Here is a 14961-nt window from a genome sequence, read left to right on the forward strand (position 1 = left end):
CGCGGGAGGAGCGTCGGCGGCGTCCGGCGGTGGCCGAGTGGCGTCCGCTCGGGGAGGTGAGCAGGGACTTGAAGGGGTCCAGGACACGGCTGATAACGGCAGCGCTAAACTGGCGCATGCTGGCAATCCTTGTTGTTAAAGGGTGGAAGTTGCTGGCCACGACCCCGGGCGGTTCCATCCGTCGCGGGGTCTTCGGCGTGTGGAGTTGTGTTTGCGTAAAAGATTAGGGCACGCGGGGTGCGGTGGCGGACGTTTCTTTGATCTCAGTTCGAAAAAGTTCGCCAAGTAGAGCATCACCCCAGCTCAGAGCACTCAAGGGAATAAAGAGCCCTCCTTTTCCGCACCACGCCAGAAGTATCCTCTTCGCCCGAATTGAAGGCATTTATATGCCCTGTTCGCAGACAAAAGGGGCGGCGCTCCCCTGTGGAAGCACCGCCCCTCTGCCTGCGGAAGCTAGCCGTGGAGCTTGAGGGAGTCCACCAGAGCGCTCCACTCGCTGGCGGCGAACTCCAGCTGCCCCAGCTCGCGGTCCTGGGTGTCGCGTACCGCCGTCGTGGCACCCTCGGCGACTTCGACGCAGTTCGCCCCGTTATGGCTGTAGCTACTCTTGTGCCAGTCGTTCATGCGGGCTCCTCGCGCTTCGCGTGGCCCCCGCTCGGGCTGCTACAGACCGTTCTCCAGCCCGGCCAGGAGTGCCACCCACTGAGCGGCCGGGACCGTGATGTAGCCATTCTCCCGGTTCTGGGTGTCGCGTACGTCCGCGCCTCCCGCGTGCTCGCGCGCCTCGACGCAGTTCGAATGGTTGGGACTGTAGCTGCTCTTGTGCCAGTCGTTCATGCCAGTTCCCTGAGTGCTTCAAGTGAGTGTCGGGCGGGGAGCGCCACCGCCAGCGCGCCCGTAATGAGTGTGTGCAACCGCTCATGGGTGTGAGTCGCGTGGATGACGTTACCGTCTGGGTTGTCGCTCGTGATCACCAGTTCCCCGGAGTACAGCCGAAACGCCATCATCGTTGAAGGCGGCTCAATCAGAATCGAGCCCTCCGGGACCAAGTGCACCGTCACCCGGCCCGAGCCGACGAGGTCCAGCAGGCGGGCGACCTGCTCTCGCCGTACCGCCTCGTCGACCCCAGTCAGCGCTGTCACTGGGAACACCGCTGTGACCCGGAGTTTGGGCAATTGGTTGAACGCTTCAGTGCGGAGCTTGGTGAGCTGATCAATCTCCTCATCCGAGGCCAGGGGCCACCCGGACCGGAACACCATCGACGCGTAGGACGGGCTCTGGAAGTATCCGGGGACGATTACGGGTGACACGATGTGAACCGCGCGTGCTTCCGCCTCGATGCTCGCGAGCGAGCGCGCCCATTCCGGCAACGTCTCGCCCCTGGTCGCCTCACGCCAGGCGGCCAGCAGTTTTCCGTTCGCTCCCAACTCGGCGTCCAGTATTTCCGCCATGGGCAGTTTGGGCAGCGCGTGACCGTTGGTCCATCTGGAAGCCGACGCCACAGAAGCGTTGACACGGTGCGCGAGCTGCTTCTGGGAAAGCCCGTTCAGCTCCCGGAACTTGGTGAGTACATCGGGGAAAGGGGGTTCCGCCATACGCGGAAGGTTACGCCCGCATTCCTTGTCGCGTCAGGTATTTCCCGAAACCGCGCAGATGGTGGAGGGACCCGTTTCCGAGGGCACATCCTGATTCCGTGACGGGTCGCTGCGGCTGACCGTCCTGCGGCGAACCCGGACGTGACCAGAGGGAGAACGGTGAGCGCAGTGGCTTGGGACGTGAGCGACGACCGTGCGCAGTACTCGGCCGCTCAACAGCTCCACGCGCGGCACCAGCGGCTCTGGTGGGTGATGTGGGCGCCGGGAGCGCGCCGCTTCTTCGCCTTCTACCAGGGTGACGCCGAGATCGAACCCCTCCGGGACACCACTCCGGACGGCCTCGACGCCCAGATCCGCCACACCCAGGTCACCATCGCCCGCACGCACCCCTCCGCGCACTGGCGGTGCCCCGTTCTCGGCTGCACCTGGGTCTCCGTCAACCCCGCGGTCCACACGCCCTGTCCCGTCCCGAGGTGAGGAACGGCCGTTCGCCCGTGCCCGGGGGCCGGGGCGAACGGCACCCCCGTACCGGGGGCTCGGCGGCCTTCCCCGGCCGAGCCCCCGACCCGCCCGAGATTCCACGCACGAACAGGAGCCAGCCATGTCCCGGCGAACACAGGCGGAGCACGCGTCCCTCCCCCGGCGCGTCCGCTCCGGGCATCACCACACCCCGAACCCGCGTGTCCGCGCGGACGCACCCACCTGCCCCGACGACCTGTCGGAGCTGTCGGAGGCCGTTCGGCGCCTGCTCCGCCAGCGCCCCGACCTGGCCCGCCCCGTCCCCGGGGACTGGGGCGCGCTCCCGCTGTGCGCCCTCGTCGGCGACCTGCTGACCTCCCTGCCCGAGGTCCACGGGCTCGCCCTGAGCATCGGCGCGCACGAGGAGGCCGCCGACATCGCGCGTCTCATCGGCGTCCTCCGCCGCACCGCCTGACCCGCCCCTGGGGCCGAGCCACCCGCGCCCGGCTCCACCCGCCCCGGCGTGGGAGCCCCACCGCTTCACCGCACCTCGGACCAGGGCGGAACCTAGTCGGATTCCCGCCGCTTGGGGGCGGCGCGGACGTGCGCGCGCTCACCCTGCTTGCCGACCAGGCTGAGGAACTCCACGGGGCCCGAGCTGGTGGCTCCGAACCAGTGCGGGGTCCGGGTGTCGAACTCGGCGGCCTCGCCGGGTCCGAGGATGAGGTCGTGCTCGCCGAGGACGAGCCGGAGCCTGCCGTTGAGGACGAAGGCCCAGTCGTAGCCCTCGTGGGTGCGGAGGACGGGTTCGGCGTCGTCGCGCCCGGCGGGGAGGACGAACTTGTACGCCTGGATGCCTCCGGGGCGGCGGGTCAGGGGCACGACGGTGGAGCCGTCGCGGGTGGGGATCGGGCGCATGTTGATGCGGGGGTCGCCGGTCGGTGGTGCGTCGACGAGTTCGTCCAGGGTGACGCCGTGGGCGCGGGCCAGGGGCAGGAGCTGTTCGAGGGTGGGGCGCCGGAGTCCGGCTTCGAGCCGGGACAGCGTGCTGACGGAGATGCCGGTCTCCTCCGCGAGGTCGGTCAACGTGATGTCGCGGCGCTGTCGCAGCTGCTTGAGTCGCGGTCCTACGGCGTCCAGGGTTCGGTCTATCGCTTCGTCCACCCCTCCACTTTGCCAATCGGCAAACATGTTTGCAATCCTGCCGCGCTGCGCCCACCTTGGAGAACGCGGCCGCTGAACGCGGCCTCCGGTTCGTCGGAAGGGCGGGACATGGCAGAACAAGCGGGTGCGATCCGCGACGCGGTGGCCGGGAGGGCCCATGCGGCCCGGCACTACAGCGCCGACCTGGTGACGGAAGACCCGAATCGGGCTGCGGCCGCGCTGGCCGACGCCCCCGCCGACAAGGAGGACGCCCGATGACGCACGCGTTCGACAAGGAGTACTGGGACCGGATCTGGCAGGGCGACCACGCCGTTTCCATGGGCGCAGGCCAGCCCAACCCGCACCTGGAGCGTGAGACCGGGCACCTGGCGCCCGGGACGGCCCTCGACGCGGGCTGCGGCGCCGGTGCCGAGGCCGTCTGGCTCGCCGCGCGCGGCTGGCGGGTCACCGCGGCGGACATCGCCGCCGGGGCGCTCGCCCGCGGGGCCGAGCGCGCCGCCGCCAGCGGCGTCACCGAACGGATCCAGTGGGTTCGGGCGGACCTGTCCACATGGGAACCGGACGCGCGCTACGACCTGGTCACCACGCACTACGCGCACCCCGCGATGCCGCAGCTCGACTTCTACGACCGCATCGCGTCCTGGGTCGCCCCCGGGGGCACCCTGCTCATCGTCGGCCACCTCCACCACGACAACCACGGCTCGACCGCCGGGCACGGGCACGGGCAGGGACACCACGGGACCGAGCCGCCCGCCTCGGCGTCGGCGACAGCCGCGGGCATCACGGCGCGTCTGGACCCGGCCGTGTGGGAGGTCGCGACCGCCGAGGAGTCGCACCGGCCCCTGACCGGCCCCGGCGGCCGCGGGGTCTCGCTCCATGACGTGGTCGTCAGAGCCGTACGCCGCCACTGAGCCCGGCCGCCCGACCCCGGCTCTCCACCCCGGCGCCAGCCCTCCGGGGCCCGGCGTCTCCTCCTCCTGCCCTTTCGCGAAGGAAACCCATGAGCACGAACCCGCCCGCGACCGCGGTCGACCGCGCCGACCCGACCATCGACGACCCGCGTCGGCGCCGCGCGGTCCTGATCGCGGTCTGCGTCGCTCTGATGGCCGTCATCGCCTCGGTGACGGGCCTCAACGTCGCACAGCTCGAACTCGCGGTCGAGTTCGACGCCTCGCAGAGCGAGGTGCTGTGGTTCATCAACCTCTACACCATCAGTCTGGCCGCGCTGCTCCTGCCGCTCGGGGCGCTCGGCGACCGGCTGGGCCGCAGGCCGGTGCTGCTGGGCGGCCTGGCCGTCTTCGGGGTCGCCAACGCGGCCGCCGGTCTGGCGGTCTCCTCGGAGATGATGCTCGCCTCCCGGTTCCTGTCCGGTGTCGGGGCGGCGATGATCATGCCGGTCACGCTCGCCGTGATCACCTCGACCTTTCCCGAGGAGGAGCGCTCCAAGGGCATCGGGGTGTGGACCGCGGTGGCCGGGGGCGGCGGCATCCTCGGGATGTACCTCTCCGCGCTGCTGGTCGACGTCGCCACCTGGCGGTGGCTCTTCGTCCTGCCCGTCGCGCTCGTCCTGGTGTCGGCGGCGATGATCGCGCGGTCGGTCCCGAACTCCCGCGAGCACACCGGGCACCGGTTCGACACCGTCGGCTCGGTGACCTCGGTCGTAGCGGTGTTCTCGCTGATCTTCGCGCTCCACGAGGGCCCCGTGCACGGGTGGACCGAACCCGCGACGCTGATCGGCCTCGTCACCGGCCTCCTCGCCGCGATCGGCTTCGTCGCGTGGGAGCTGCGCCGGCCGGCACCGCTGCTCGACGTACGCCTCTTCCGCACGCGCGGCCTGAGCAGCGGCTCGCTCGCGCTGCTGGCGGTCTTCGGGGTGCAGGCGGGGATCTTCGTGGTGCTCTTCCCGTTCCTCCAGGCCGTGCTCGGCTGGTCCGCACTGCGCGCGACCCTGGCGATGATGCCGATGGCCCTGCTGATGATGCTCGCCTCCGGCCTCGCCCCGCGGGTGGCCGCCCGGATCGGAAGCCGCTCGACCATGGCCTCGGGCGTCCTCCTCGGCGGGACCGGCCTCGCCCTGATGGCCGTCCTCGTCTCCGTCGACGGCGGCTACCCCTCCGTGATCCCCGGCATGCTCACCATGGGGCTGGGCATGGGCCTGTCCATGACGCCCTCGACCGAGGCGATCACCGGCTCGCTGCCGCGCGAGCGCCAAGGGGTCGCCTCGGCGCTCAACGACGTGACCCGGGAGTTCGGCACCGCCCTCGGCGTCGCCCTTCTCGGCGCCGTCCTCTCCGCCGGTTACCGGAGTTCGATCGACTCCCGCCTCGGCGACGTTCCGGCCGACGCGGCCGACACCGCCCGCGGGGGTCTCGCCAACGCCGTCGCGGCCGCGGACGGAGCCGGTTCCCAGGCCGGGGCGCTGGTGCGGACCGCGCAGGAGTCGTTCGTGGACGGCTGGCAGCACGCCATGTGGGCCGGAGCCGCGGTCATGGCCGTCCTGTTCGTCTACGTGCTCGCCCTCGGCCCCCGGCGCGCCGCCGCCGTCGGCGACCGGGCCGGAAGCGACCCGGAGGTTCCGGAGACGGTCACCGGGTGACCCCGCCGGACCCGGTGCCGCGACCCGCCGCACCGTCTGACCCGCTCCGCTCCCGGGGCCCGTCCCCCGGGAGCGGGGCGGGACCGGACCGGGGTCAGAAGCCGCGCGCGGCCCAGTCGTCGAGGTTCTCGGCGGCCTCGGCGACGGTGGTGGACTCGCCGTGCCCAGGGTGCACGACCGTCTCCTCCGGCAGGCCCACGAGGTGGTCGCGGATGGAGGCGATGATGGTCGAGAAGTCCGACAGGGGCTGACCGGTGGCGCCGGGGCCGCCGGGGAAGAGGGTGTCGCCGGTGAAGACCGCGCCGAGCTCGGGGGCGTACAGGCACACCCCGCCGGGCGTGTGGCCCGGTGTGTGCAGGATGCCCAGCTCCACTCCGCCGGCCACCAGGGCCTCACCGTGCAGCAGCGGGGCGTCGGGCTCCCGGTAGGGATGCACGCGGTGCCACAGATCGGAGTCGTCGGGGTGCAGCAGGATCGGGGAGTCGGTGAGGTCGGCCAGCGCGACGGCGGCGTTGACGTGGTCGCGGTGCGCGTGGGTGCACACGATCGCCATCAGCTCGCGGTCGCCCAGGCCGCGGGCGATCTCCTCGTGGTCGTGGGCGGCGTCGATGACGATCGCGCTGTGCTCGTCTCCGACGATCCACACGTTGTTCTGGACAAGGACCTCTTCGCCCTCCAGGCTGATGACGCCCGAGGTGCGCAGACGGTGGACCGGGGAAGGGGCACTCACTGACTCTGACCTCTCACGGACTGTCGGTGGCGGCGGACCCGAGCCTATCGGGACGCGTACCCGGCCGGGACGCCCCGAACGGAGTACCTCAGCCCGCGGGCTCGAAGTTGCGGCGCAGCGCGTAGGGCTGGATGAGGCCGAGGCCGTGCGCGTGCCGGGCGCGCACCTGCACCACCTGCAACCCCTCGACGTCGGCCAGGCTCTCGGCGAGGTTCTCGTCGATCAGGACCGTGCCGGGGCGGGCGAAGGAGGTCAGGCGGCTGGAGCGGTTGACGGTGGTGCCGAAGACGTCGCCGTGCAGGGTCAGGACCGGACCGGAGGCCAGGCCGACCCGCACGTCGGGCACCTCCACGTGGGTCTTGACCCCCGAGGCCAGCCGCAGCGCGATGTCGGCGGCCTCGGCCGGGGAGTCGGCCACGTAGAGGATCTCGTCGCCGAGGGTCTTGACCACGCGCCCGCCGCCGGAGGCGACGATGTCGGCGGCCGTGGCCTCGAAGCCCTCGACCACCCCGGCCAGCTCGACCTCGTCCAGCTCACGGCTCAGGGTGGTGAAGGAGACCAGGTCCGCGAAGCCGACCACCAGCGGGTAGTAGTTGGGCACGGTGTCCTGGCCGTTGGACATCACCGCCAGGGTGCGGGCCGCGGAGGCGGAGAGCTGTCGGCGCCAGATGTGCAGCAGGAGCCGCTCCACGTCGGGGAGCAGCTCCTTGACCCGGTTCATCAGCGGGCTGACGGAGTCCTCGCCCTCCCGGAAGATGAGCGTGCTCAGGATGCTGGTCTGCCAGTCGGCCAGGCGGGCCATGGTCTGGCCCATCGCCCGGGCGAAGCGGACCACGCCCTCCTCGTCCAGCACCCCCTCCTGGAGCAGGGTGTTGGCGATGCGCAGCGACTCCACGTCGCTCTCGGCGAAGGTGACGGTGTCGTCCCCCTGGTTGGGGAAGCCGAGGGCGCGCCAGATGCGTCCGGCCAGCTCGGCGTCGGCACCGGCGAGTTCGATCGCCTGCTCCCTGGTGTAGACCGCTTCACCGCCGAGCAGGGCGGACTCGATCGCTTTGGGGTCGGGACGCGACGACATACGTTCTCTTTCAGGGAGCCATCCCCGCCGGGGCGGGGAACAGTCACTTCGCCACCGGCCGGTGGCGCGGCACGGGTCTCCTCCCAGCTTACGCCCGTGGTCACTCCCCGCAGGGGCGGGCCTACGCCGGAGGGGGCCGGGTCAGCCCTGCGGGCCGGCGGGGTACTCCGGTCTCTGGGCGTCGTTGACCTGGCGGTAGATCTCGGCCTGGAACCGCTGGGGGCGGGGCACCCTGCGCAGGACCATCCCCTCCTGCTCGGAGGCGGACTGCACGGACAGGGTCCCGTACCCCATGAGGCGCTCCCAGAGGCCGATGCTGAAGGCGACGTCGTTGATGCGGGTGAGCGGCATGTCCCGGCCCTGCCGGGAGATGATGCCGTCGCGCATCATCAGCCGCCGGTTGGTGAGGACGTAGACGGTGGACGACCACCGGAGCATGGGCACGAACCACAGCACCAGCGCGGCCACCACGCCGACGGCGACCACGGTCCCGGCGGCGGCCGGGCTCCAGTCGCGGTCCCAGGGCAGGAACCAGAGCGCGGCGGCCACGGCCGCCGCGATGAGCGCCAGCGCCACGAACTCACCCGCGAGGACGGTCCAGTGCTGGCGCGCCACGTGGACGAGTTCCTCGTCGTCGGCGAGATAGCGGTCCGCGATAGCCATACCGGTGATCATGGCACAAGGCGGACGAACGCGGGAGTGGTCGGACGTCCGCTTGTGGACAGCTCTCAGGGGCGCGGGCGCACGTGCACGACGTCGCCCGCGCTGAGCGCCCGCTCGCCCTCGGGACCGCGCACGAGCAGCCGGGCGTCGGAGTCGACCCCGGTGGCGGTGCCCTCCAGGATCTGGTCGCCGGGCAGGTGCACCCGCACCCGGCGGCCGATGGTGGTGCAGGTGTCGCGGTAGGCGGCGGCCAGCCCGCTGGCCTCGGCGTCGCCCCGGGCCGCGGTCCACACGGTGTACAGCGCCTCGAACTCGCCGAGGATCCCGGCGAGCAGGGCGCCCCGGTCCAGGTTCGCCGAGCCCTCCCCGCTCAGGGAGACGGCGGTGTCCACGGGCAGTTCGGCCCGGCTCTGCGAGACGTTGACCCCGATGCCCACGACCACGCCGGGGGCGGGGCCGGAGAAGTCGGCCTCGGTCAGGATGCCCGCGAGCTTGCCGTCGGTCTCGCCGGGCCCGGCTCGCAGGGGCCCGGGGACGATGACGTCGTTGGGCCACTTGAGGGCGGCCTTGACCCCGCACACCCGGCGCACGGCGCCGACCGCGGCCACGCCCATGAGGGCGGAGAGCCAGCCCAGGCGCGCGGTGGGCACCCCGGGCCGCACCAGCAGGGAGAAGGTGAGGGCGGCGCGCGCGGGGGTGGTGAAGCCGCGGCCGAGGCGGCCGCGCCCGGCGGTCTGGTGCTCGGCGACCAGCACGCTCCCGTGCGGGGCGCCCTCCCGGGAGCGCCCGACCAGCTCGGTGTTGGTGGACCCGGCGTCGGGGAGCACCTCGACCCGGTGCCACATGCCCCGGGCGAGGACGGCGTCGAGCGCCGCCGCGTCGAGCGGGGGGCGCGGGAAGGACTCGGGTGCGGTGGCCATACCCCCATTACAGCAGCGCCGGAAACCCCACTGAGAACCCACGTGCGGAAGAACCCCAGCGGTTACGCCGAAACCAGCGCATCGAAGATCGTGCGCCGCTACGTCCGGCTACCGGAGGTGACGCGGCGGATGAGTATCGCGGCGGTGGAACCCGAGGCACTCTTCTCCTGGGATTTCATGTTGCGCACCTGGGAAAGTCTGGATGTGCCCGAAGGATGTCGGGCCGAGATCATCGAAGGCGCGCTGGTCCTCGTGGCCCCCCCGAAACCCGAGCACACCAAGATCGTGTGGCTGCTCAACAAGGCGCTCACCCGCGAGGTTCTGCGAGACGGCGGCAACATCGCGGAAGCCGAGGTGCACCAGACCGTCGACGTACGTGTTCCTCTGCGAAGCGGCCTCTACATCCCGGATCTGGCGGTCCTCCCCTACTCCGTCATGGAGTATGACCCGGACACCATGATGTCCGATGCCCTACTGGTGGTCGAGGTGACGTCCAAGAGCACCGCGGAGAGGAACCGCAAATCCAAGCTCTGGGGCTACGCGCACGCCGAGATCCCCCTGTACCTGCTGGTGGACCGCTGGGATCCGTACACGAGTGGGGGAGAGGTCACGCTCTTCTCCGAGCCCGGGGACGGGAAGTACGCCAACGCGTCAAAGGTCCCCTTCGGCGAGGAGATCCACCTCCCCGAGCCGTTCGACCTCGTCATCGACACCAGCGGCTTCCCGCGGTAACGAGCCGGCCGTTCAACGCACGGCGCCCCCGTACCCGGCTGCCGGGTACGGGGGCGCCGCCGCGCGCGGCGGTCAGCCGGTGTTCTGCAGGCCGGCGGCCACGCCGTTGACCGACAGCAGCAGCAGCCGCTCCAGGTGCTGCTGGTCCTCCTCCGACAGCGCGTCGGCCTCCTCGCCCCGCAGCGCCTCCAGGGCGCGCAGCTGCAGGTGGGAGAGCGCGTCCACGTACGGGTTGCGCAGGTCGACCGCGCGCGAGAGCACCGCGCGGTTCTCCAGCAGGCGGCTGTGCCCGGTCACCTCCAGCACCAGGCGGCGGGTGAGGTCGTACTCGGTGAGCACCAGCTCGGTCAGCTCCGGCCGGTCGCCCAGCGCCAGGTAGCGCTCGGCGATGGTCCGGTCGGTCTTGGCCAGGCTCATCTCCGCGTTGTCGAGCAGGGAGGAGAACATGGGCCACTCGCGGTAGGCGTCCCGGAGCACGCCCCGGTCCTCGACGGCGGCCAGGCCGGTGCCGAGTCCGAACCACCCGGGCAGGTTGACGCGGGTCTGGGTCCAGGCGAACACCCAGGGGATCGCGCGCAGGTCGCCCAGCCCCCGGGCGGCGCCGCGCCGCGCGGGGCGCGAGCCCAGCCGGAGCTTGCCCAGTTCCTCCAGGGGGCTGACCTGGGAGAACCACGCGGCGAAGCCCTCGGTGTTGATCAGCCCCAGGTAGGCCTCCTGGGCCGCGGCGGCGATCGTGTCGGCGTGCGGGCGGTACCTGCGCTCGGCCGAGCGCTCCCGCTCCTGCACGGCGTCGGTCGAGGCCATGAGCACCGCGTGGCCGACCTGTTCGATGTGGCGGCGGGCGATGGCGGGCTGCCCGTAGCGGGCGAAGATGACCTCGCCCTGCTCGGTGACCTTGAACCGGCCGTCGACCGAGCCGGGCGCCTGGGCGAGCAGGGCGCGGCTGGCGGGGGCGCCGCCGCGGCCGAGCGAGCCGCCGCGACCGTGGAAGAGGGTCAGGCGCACGTCGTGCTCGCGGGCCCACGCGGCCAGGCGGGCCTGGGCGTCGTACAGGCGCAGGGTCGCGCTGACCGGTCCGACGTCCTTGGCCGAGTCGCTGTAGCCGAGCATGACCTCCAGGCGGCGGTCGGTCCGCTCCAGCCGGGCCTGCACCTGCGGGAGCTTGAGCATGCCGTCGAGCACGTGCGGCGAGGCGTCCAGGTCGGCGCCGGTCTCGAAGAGCGGGATGACGTCCAGGACCGGGACGCGCTCGGGCGGCAGCGCGTGGGCGGCCAGCTCGTACACGGCCGCGATGTCCTCGGCCGAGCGGGTGAAGCTGATGATGTAGCGGCGGCAGGCCTCCACGCCGAAGCGCTCCTGGATCCAGGCGATCACCCGGATGGTGGCCAGGACCTCCTCGGTGCGTTCGGAGGGCTTGCGGCCCTCGCGCAGTTCGGCGAGCGCGGCGGCGTGCACCTCGCTGTGCTGGCGGACCTCCAGCTCGGCGAGGTGGAAGCCGAAGGTCTCCGCCTGCCAGATCAGGTGCTGGAGCTCGCCGTAGGCCTGGCGGACCGCCCCGGCCTCGGCCAGGGACTCCTGCACGGTGCGCAGGTCGGCCAGGAAGTCCTCGGCCCCGGGGTAGGCCATGTCGGCGTCGCGCTCACGCGTGGCGCGCAGGCGGGCGGCGGCCAGCAGCATCATCTGCCTGTGCGGCTCGTTGGGCGAGCGCGCGCCGATCTCCGCCATGAGGGTGGGCTGCCCGGCCTTGGCCGTGGAGAGCGCGTCGAGCAGCGCGGGGCTGGCCGGGGTGAGGTTGGAGTAGGCGGTGAGGGTGCGGCCGACCTTCTCGCAGGCGGTCTCCAGGCCGCGCAGCACGTGCTCGGACTGGATGAGCACGGCCTCGCGGGTCACGTCGTGGGTGACGTAGGGGTTGCCGTCGCGGTCGCCGCCGATCCAGGTTCCGTAGCGGACGAAGGGCTTGGCCCGGGGCGGGCGCACGCCGGTGCCCTCGGGGTCGATGGCCGCGTCCAGGGAGCGGTAGACCTGCGGGATGACGGAGAAGATGGTCTCGTCGAAGGCGGCCAGGGCGGTGCGCACCTCGTCGAGGGGGTCGAGCTTGGTGTAGCGCAGCTGGGAGGTGCGCCAGAGCAGGTCGATCTCCTCCAGCAGGCGCCGGTGCGCCTCGGCGGCGGCGCTGCTGCCCTCGTGGGAGGCGTGCCAGGCGTCGAGCTGCGCGCTGATCCGCAGGATGGAGGTGGACACCGCGCGGCGTCGGGCCTCGGTGGGGTGCGCGGTGAGCACGGGATGGAACTCCATGCCCGCGACCAGCTCGTTGAGGCGCTCCTCTCCGCCGTCCGTCTCGCGGATGGCGCGCACGGCCGCGGCGAGGGACTCCCGGGGCGGGTTGGCGGCGTCGTCGCGCTCGCGCAGGGCCCGCATCCGCTGGTGCTCCTCGGCCAGGTTGGCCAGGTGGAAGTAGACGGTGAAGGCGCGGGCCACCTGCTTGGCGCGCTCCAGCGGCCAGGCGGCGACGATCGCGGTGATCTCCTCCCCCGTGACCGAGCCGTCCCGGGCGCCGATCACCGCGCGCCTGAGCTTCTCGACATCGGCGAGCAGGTCCTCGCCGCCGCTTTCGGCGAGGACGGTTCCGAGCATCTCGCCGAGCAGTTTGACGTCATTCCTGAGTTGTTCCGGAACTTCCTGCCGGGCACTGTCACGTTCTGCGCTTACCGCTGTCATGGTCCCTGACCATACAGAGATCACCCTCCCCGCCACGTGCGCGGGGGCGCATTTCCGAGGTTTTGCCCGGGCGTTAAGAATTGTTGCTCCACGGAAAGGCGTGCACATTCCCTCACGCCGTTTTCGTGTGACGGCGGCCGGTGTTCACGCGGCGGAGCACCGGTGCCCCCGCCCCGAGCGGCGGTCCGGCGACGGTCTGTGCCGAAACCCACCTACCAGCGGGTAACCCAGGGTTGGGTTCCCCAACCCTGCCCTCGCGCGGCTAACCTGCGTAGTTATGGCCACAGAAGCCCCTGAACCCCTGTCCGCGGACGAGATCGACATCCACACGACCGCGGGCAAGCTCGCCGACCTGCAACGACGCCGGTACGAGGCGGTACACGCGGGATCCGCGCGAGCCGTGGAGAAACAGCACGCCAAAGGCAAGATGACCGCCCGGGAGCGGATCGACGCCCTGCTCGATCCGGGATCGTTCGTGGAGTTCGACGCCCTGGCCCGACACCGCTCCACCAACTTCGGTCTGGAGCGCAACCGCCCCTACAGCGACGGGGTCGTCACCGGTTACGGGACGGTGGAGGGAAGGCCCGTCGCCGTCTTCAGCCAGGACGTCACCGTGTTCGGCGGATCGTTGGGCGAGGTCTACGGCGAGAAGATCTGCAAGGTCCTCGACCACGCCCTCACCAACGGGTGCCCCGTCGTGGGCATCAACGAGGGCGGCGGCGCCCGCATCCAGGAGGGTGTGGTCGCGCTGGGCCTGTACGCCGAGATCTTCAAGCGCAACACCCACGCCTCCGGCGTCATCCCCCAGATCTCCCTGATCATGGGTGCCGCCGCGGGCGGACACGTGTACTCGCCCGCCCTGACCGACTTCATCGTGATGGTCGACGAGACCTCGCAGATGTTCATCACCGGCCCCGACGTCATCAAGACCGTCACCGGCGAGGACGTCTCGATGGAGGAGCTGGGCGGCGCACGCACGCACAACACCAAGTCGGGTGTGGCGCACTACATGGGCGCCGACGAGAAGGACGCGATCGAGTACGTCCGGACGCTGCTCTCGCACCTGCCCGACAACAACCTGGACGAGGCTCCGGTCCTGCCGCCCGAGGAGCCCCTGGGCGACGAGCCCACCGAGGCCGACCTGGCCCTGGACGCCTTCATCCCGGACTCGGCCAACCAGCCCTACGACATGCGCACGGTCATCGAGACCGTCCTGGACGACGGCGAGTTCCTGGAGGTCCACTCCCAGTTCGCCACCAACATCGTGGTGGGCTACGGCCGGGTGGACGGCCAGTCCGTGGGCATCGTCGCCAACCAGCCCATGAGCCTGGCGGGCTGCCTGGACATCGACGCCTCCGAGAAGGCCGCGCGCTTCGTGCGCACCTGCGACGCGTTCAACGTCCCGGTGCTGACCTTCGTGGACGTGCCCGGGTTCCTGCCCGGCACCGACCAGGAGTGGGACGGCATCATCCGCCGCGGGGCCAAGCTGCTGTACGCCTACGCCGAGGCCACGGTTCCGCTGATCACCGTGATCACCCGCAAGGCCTTCGGCGGCGCCTACGACGTCATGGGCTCCAAGCACCTGGGCGCGGACATCAACCTGGCCTGGCCCACCGCGCAGATCGCGGTCATGGGCGCCCAGGGCGCGGTGAACATCCTGCACCGGCGCACCCTGGCCGCGGCCGAGGACGTCGAGGCCGAGCGCACCCGCCTGATCGGCGAGTACGAGGACACCCTCCTCAACCCCTACTCCGCCGCCGAGCGGGGGTACGTGGACGGGGTCATCCTGCCCTCCGAGACCCGGGTCCAGGTCACCAAGGCACTCAAGGCGCTGCGCAACAAGCGCAAGCAGCTGCCGCCCAAGAAGCACGGGAACATCCCGCTGTGAGCGCGCCGAAGAACCCGCCGCACCTGGTCGTGGTGCGCGGCGAACCGACGGCCGAGGAGATCGCGGTCCTCACCGCCGTGCTCAGCGCACGCGCGGCGGCGGCCCGGTCCGCCCCGGCGACCGAGCCCGCCCGCCCGTCCGGGTGGCGGGACCGCTCGCGCGCGCTGCGCGGCCCGCTGCGGCCCGGCCCCGGCGCCTGGCGGCTGAGCACCAGGTGACCCCGTGCCCTCGCCTACCTAGACTCTTCATGGAGCGGCTGGCGCGTACCCGCCCACGCCACAGCAGAAGGATTTCCCACCGTGCGTAAAGTTCTGATCGCCAACCGCGGCGAGATCGCCGTGCGCGTCGCGCGCGCCTGCCGCGACGCCGGACTGACCAGCGTCGCCGTCTACGCCGAACCCGACCTGGACGCCCTGCACGT

18 protein-coding genes are annotated in these 14961 nt (G+C 71.5%); 9 read left to right on the forward strand and 9 right to left on the reverse strand.

Annotated elements, in window-relative coordinates; all coding sequences use genetic code 11:
* Window positions 1-453: 453 nt before the first annotated feature.
* The 3 genes from FYW95_RS26935 to FYW95_RS26945 are packed head-to-tail and all read right to left on the reverse strand — an operon-like array spanning window position 454 to window position 1595.
* Window positions 454-624, reverse strand: a complete 171-nt coding sequence (locus tag FYW95_RS26935; protein WP_160050988.1) for a DUF397 domain-containing protein — start codon at window positions 622-624, stop codon at window positions 454-456.
* A 39-nt stretch (window positions 625-663) separates the two neighbouring features.
* The gene (locus tag FYW95_RS26940) at window positions 664-837 is read right to left on the reverse strand and encodes a DUF397 domain-containing protein (RefSeq protein WP_160050989.1); all 174 of its coding nucleotides are present in this window, start codon (window positions 835-837) and stop codon (window positions 664-666) included.
* Entirely contained in the window at window positions 834-1595 is a 762-nt protein-coding gene (locus FYW95_RS26945) for a helix-turn-helix domain-containing protein (protein ID WP_160050990.1), read from the reverse strand. Before FYW95_RS26945 ends, FYW95_RS26940 begins: the two co-directional genes overlap by 4 nt.
* 159 nt (window positions 1596-1754) lie before the next feature.
* Between FYW95_RS26945 and FYW95_RS26950 the strand changes: the two genes are divergently transcribed.
* A complete protein-coding gene (locus FYW95_RS26950) occupies window positions 1755-2072 on the forward strand; it encodes a hypothetical protein (protein WP_236568133.1) in 318 nt (105 codons plus the stop codon).
* A 124-nt stretch (window positions 2073-2196) separates the two neighbouring features.
* Window positions 2197-2529 carry a hypothetical protein gene (locus FYW95_RS26955; RefSeq protein ID WP_160050991.1) on the forward strand — a complete coding sequence of 111 codons (333 nt, stop codon included), beginning with the start codon at window positions 2197-2199 and terminating at the stop codon, window positions 2527-2529.
* Window positions 2530-2621: 92 nt separating this feature from the next.
* On the opposite strand, the gene FYW95_RS26960 is transcribed toward FYW95_RS26955, so the two are convergent.
* Window positions 2622-3218 (reverse strand): helix-turn-helix domain-containing protein, encoded by a 597-nt coding sequence (locus FYW95_RS26960; RefSeq protein ID WP_159945626.1) that lies wholly within the window; start codon window positions 3216-3218, stop codon window positions 2622-2624.
* Window positions 3219-3326: 108 nt separating this feature from the next.
* Between FYW95_RS26960 and FYW95_RS26965 the strand changes: the two genes are divergently transcribed.
* From FYW95_RS26965 to FYW95_RS26975, 3 genes are all read left to right on the forward strand, one after another.
* Entirely contained in the window at window positions 3327-3476 is a 150-nt protein-coding gene (locus FYW95_RS26965; protein WP_159945627.1) for a hypothetical protein, read from the forward strand.
* A complete protein-coding gene (locus FYW95_RS26970; protein WP_159945628.1) occupies window positions 3473-4129 on the forward strand; it encodes an SAM-dependent methyltransferase in 657 nt (218 codons plus the stop codon). The genes FYW95_RS26965 and FYW95_RS26970 overlap by 4 nt, the downstream gene beginning before the upstream one ends.
* A gap of 89 nt (window positions 4130-4218) precedes the next feature.
* Window positions 4219-5814, forward strand: coding sequence for an MFS transporter (locus FYW95_RS26975; protein WP_160050992.1), 1596 nt, complete (start codon window positions 4219-4221; stop codon window positions 5812-5814).
* A gap of 94 nt (window positions 5815-5908) precedes the next feature.
* Here the strand turns inward: FYW95_RS26975 and FYW95_RS26980 are convergent, their stop codons facing one another.
* From FYW95_RS26980 to FYW95_RS26995, 4 genes are all read right to left on the reverse strand, one after another.
* On the reverse strand, window positions 5909-6544 hold the full coding sequence (locus tag FYW95_RS26980; protein WP_159945630.1) for an MBL fold metallo-hydrolase: 636 nt from the start codon (window positions 6542-6544) through the stop codon (window positions 5909-5911).
* A gap of 88 nt (window positions 6545-6632) precedes the next feature.
* Window positions 6633-7619, reverse strand: coding sequence for an adenylate/guanylate cyclase domain-containing protein (locus tag FYW95_RS26985; RefSeq protein WP_159945631.1), 987 nt, complete (start codon window positions 7617-7619; stop codon window positions 6633-6635).
* Window positions 7620-7760: 141 nt separating this feature from the next.
* A complete protein-coding gene (locus tag FYW95_RS26990; protein WP_159945632.1) occupies window positions 7761-8282 on the reverse strand; it encodes a PH domain-containing protein in 522 nt (173 codons plus the stop codon).
* A 65-nt stretch (window positions 8283-8347) separates the two neighbouring features.
* Window positions 8348-9202, reverse strand: a complete 855-nt coding sequence (locus tag FYW95_RS26995; RefSeq protein WP_160050993.1) for a biotin--[acetyl-CoA-carboxylase] ligase — start codon at window positions 9200-9202, stop codon at window positions 8348-8350.
* Between the two features lie 42 nt (window positions 9203-9244).
* Here FYW95_RS26995 and FYW95_RS27000 point away from each other — a divergent pair, with 42 nt between their 5' ends.
* Window positions 9245-9934: a Uma2 family endonuclease gene (locus FYW95_RS27000; protein ID WP_370463251.1), complete on the forward strand. Its 690-nt coding sequence runs from the start codon at window positions 9245-9247 to the stop codon at window positions 9932-9934.
* 72 nt (window positions 9935-10006) lie between these two features.
* Here FYW95_RS27000 and FYW95_RS27005 read toward each other — a convergent pair whose 3' ends face one another.
* Entirely contained in the window at window positions 10007-12652 is a 2646-nt protein-coding gene (locus FYW95_RS27005) for a phosphoenolpyruvate carboxylase (RefSeq protein WP_255495672.1), read from the reverse strand.
* A gap of 277 nt (window positions 12653-12929) precedes the next feature.
* Here FYW95_RS27005 and FYW95_RS27010 point away from each other — a divergent pair, with 277 nt between their 5' ends.
* The 3 genes from FYW95_RS27010 to FYW95_RS27020 form a co-directional block, all read left to right on the forward strand.
* Window positions 12930-14540, forward strand: a complete 1611-nt coding sequence (locus tag FYW95_RS27010; RefSeq protein ID WP_159945635.1) for an acyl-CoA carboxylase subunit beta — start codon at window positions 12930-12932, stop codon at window positions 14538-14540.
* Entirely contained in the window at window positions 14537-14758 is a 222-nt protein-coding gene (locus tag FYW95_RS27015) for an acyl-CoA carboxylase subunit epsilon (protein WP_159945636.1), read from the forward strand. Before FYW95_RS27010 ends, FYW95_RS27015 begins: the two co-directional genes overlap by 4 nt.
* Before the next feature lie 81 nt (window positions 14759-14839).
* On the forward strand, window positions 14840-14961 hold a 122-nt coding region (locus FYW95_RS27020), incomplete at its 3' end, for a biotin carboxylase N-terminal domain-containing protein (protein ID WP_159945637.1).

This window comes from Nocardiopsis sp. FR4, assembly GCF_009830945.1.
Lineage (GTDB): Bacteria > Actinomycetota > Actinomycetes > Streptosporangiales > Streptosporangiaceae > Nocardiopsis.

Excerpts from the sequence above, each read along its gene's own strand:
- FYW95_RS26935 (WP_160050988.1), bottom strand. The coding sequence starts at position 624 with ATGAACGACTGGCACAAGAGTAGCTACAGCCATAACGGGGCGAACTGC.
- FYW95_RS26940 (WP_160050989.1), bottom strand. The coding sequence starts at position 837 with ATGAACGACTGGCACAAGAGCAGCTACAGTCCCAACCATTCGAACTGC.
- FYW95_RS26945 (WP_160050990.1), bottom strand. The coding sequence starts at position 1,595 with ATGGCGGAACCCCCTTTCCCCGATGTACTCACCAAGTTCCGGGAGCTG.
- FYW95_RS26955 (WP_160050991.1), top strand. The coding sequence starts at position 2,197 with ATGTCCCGGCGAACACAGGCGGAGCACGCGTCCCTCCCCCGGCGCGTC.
- FYW95_RS26965 (WP_159945627.1), top strand. The coding sequence starts at position 3,327 with ATGGCAGAACAAGCGGGTGCGATCCGCGACGCGGTGGCCGGGAGGGCC.
- FYW95_RS26970 (WP_159945628.1), top strand. The coding sequence starts at position 3,473 with ATGACGCACGCGTTCGACAAGGAGTACTGGGACCGGATCTGGCAGGGC.
- FYW95_RS26975 (WP_160050992.1), top strand. The coding sequence starts at position 4,219 with ATGAGCACGAACCCGCCCGCGACCGCGGTCGACCGCGCCGACCCGACC.
- FYW95_RS26985 (WP_159945631.1), bottom strand. The coding sequence starts at position 7,619 with ATGTCGTCGCGTCCCGACCCCAAAGCGATCGAGTCCGCCCTGCTCGGC.
- FYW95_RS26990 (WP_159945632.1), bottom strand. The coding sequence starts at position 8,282 with ATGGCTATCGCGGACCGCTATCTCGCCGACGACGAGGAACTCGTCCAC.
- FYW95_RS26995 (WP_160050993.1), bottom strand. The coding sequence starts at position 9,202 with ATGGCCACCGCACCCGAGTCCTTCCCGCGCCCCCCGCTCGACGCGGCG.
- FYW95_RS27005 (WP_255495672.1), bottom strand. The coding sequence starts at position 12,652 with ATGACAGCGGTAAGCGCAGAACGTGACAGTGCCCGGCAGGAAGTTCCG.
- FYW95_RS27010 (WP_159945635.1), top strand. The coding sequence starts at position 12,930 with ATGGCCACAGAAGCCCCTGAACCCCTGTCCGCGGACGAGATCGACATC.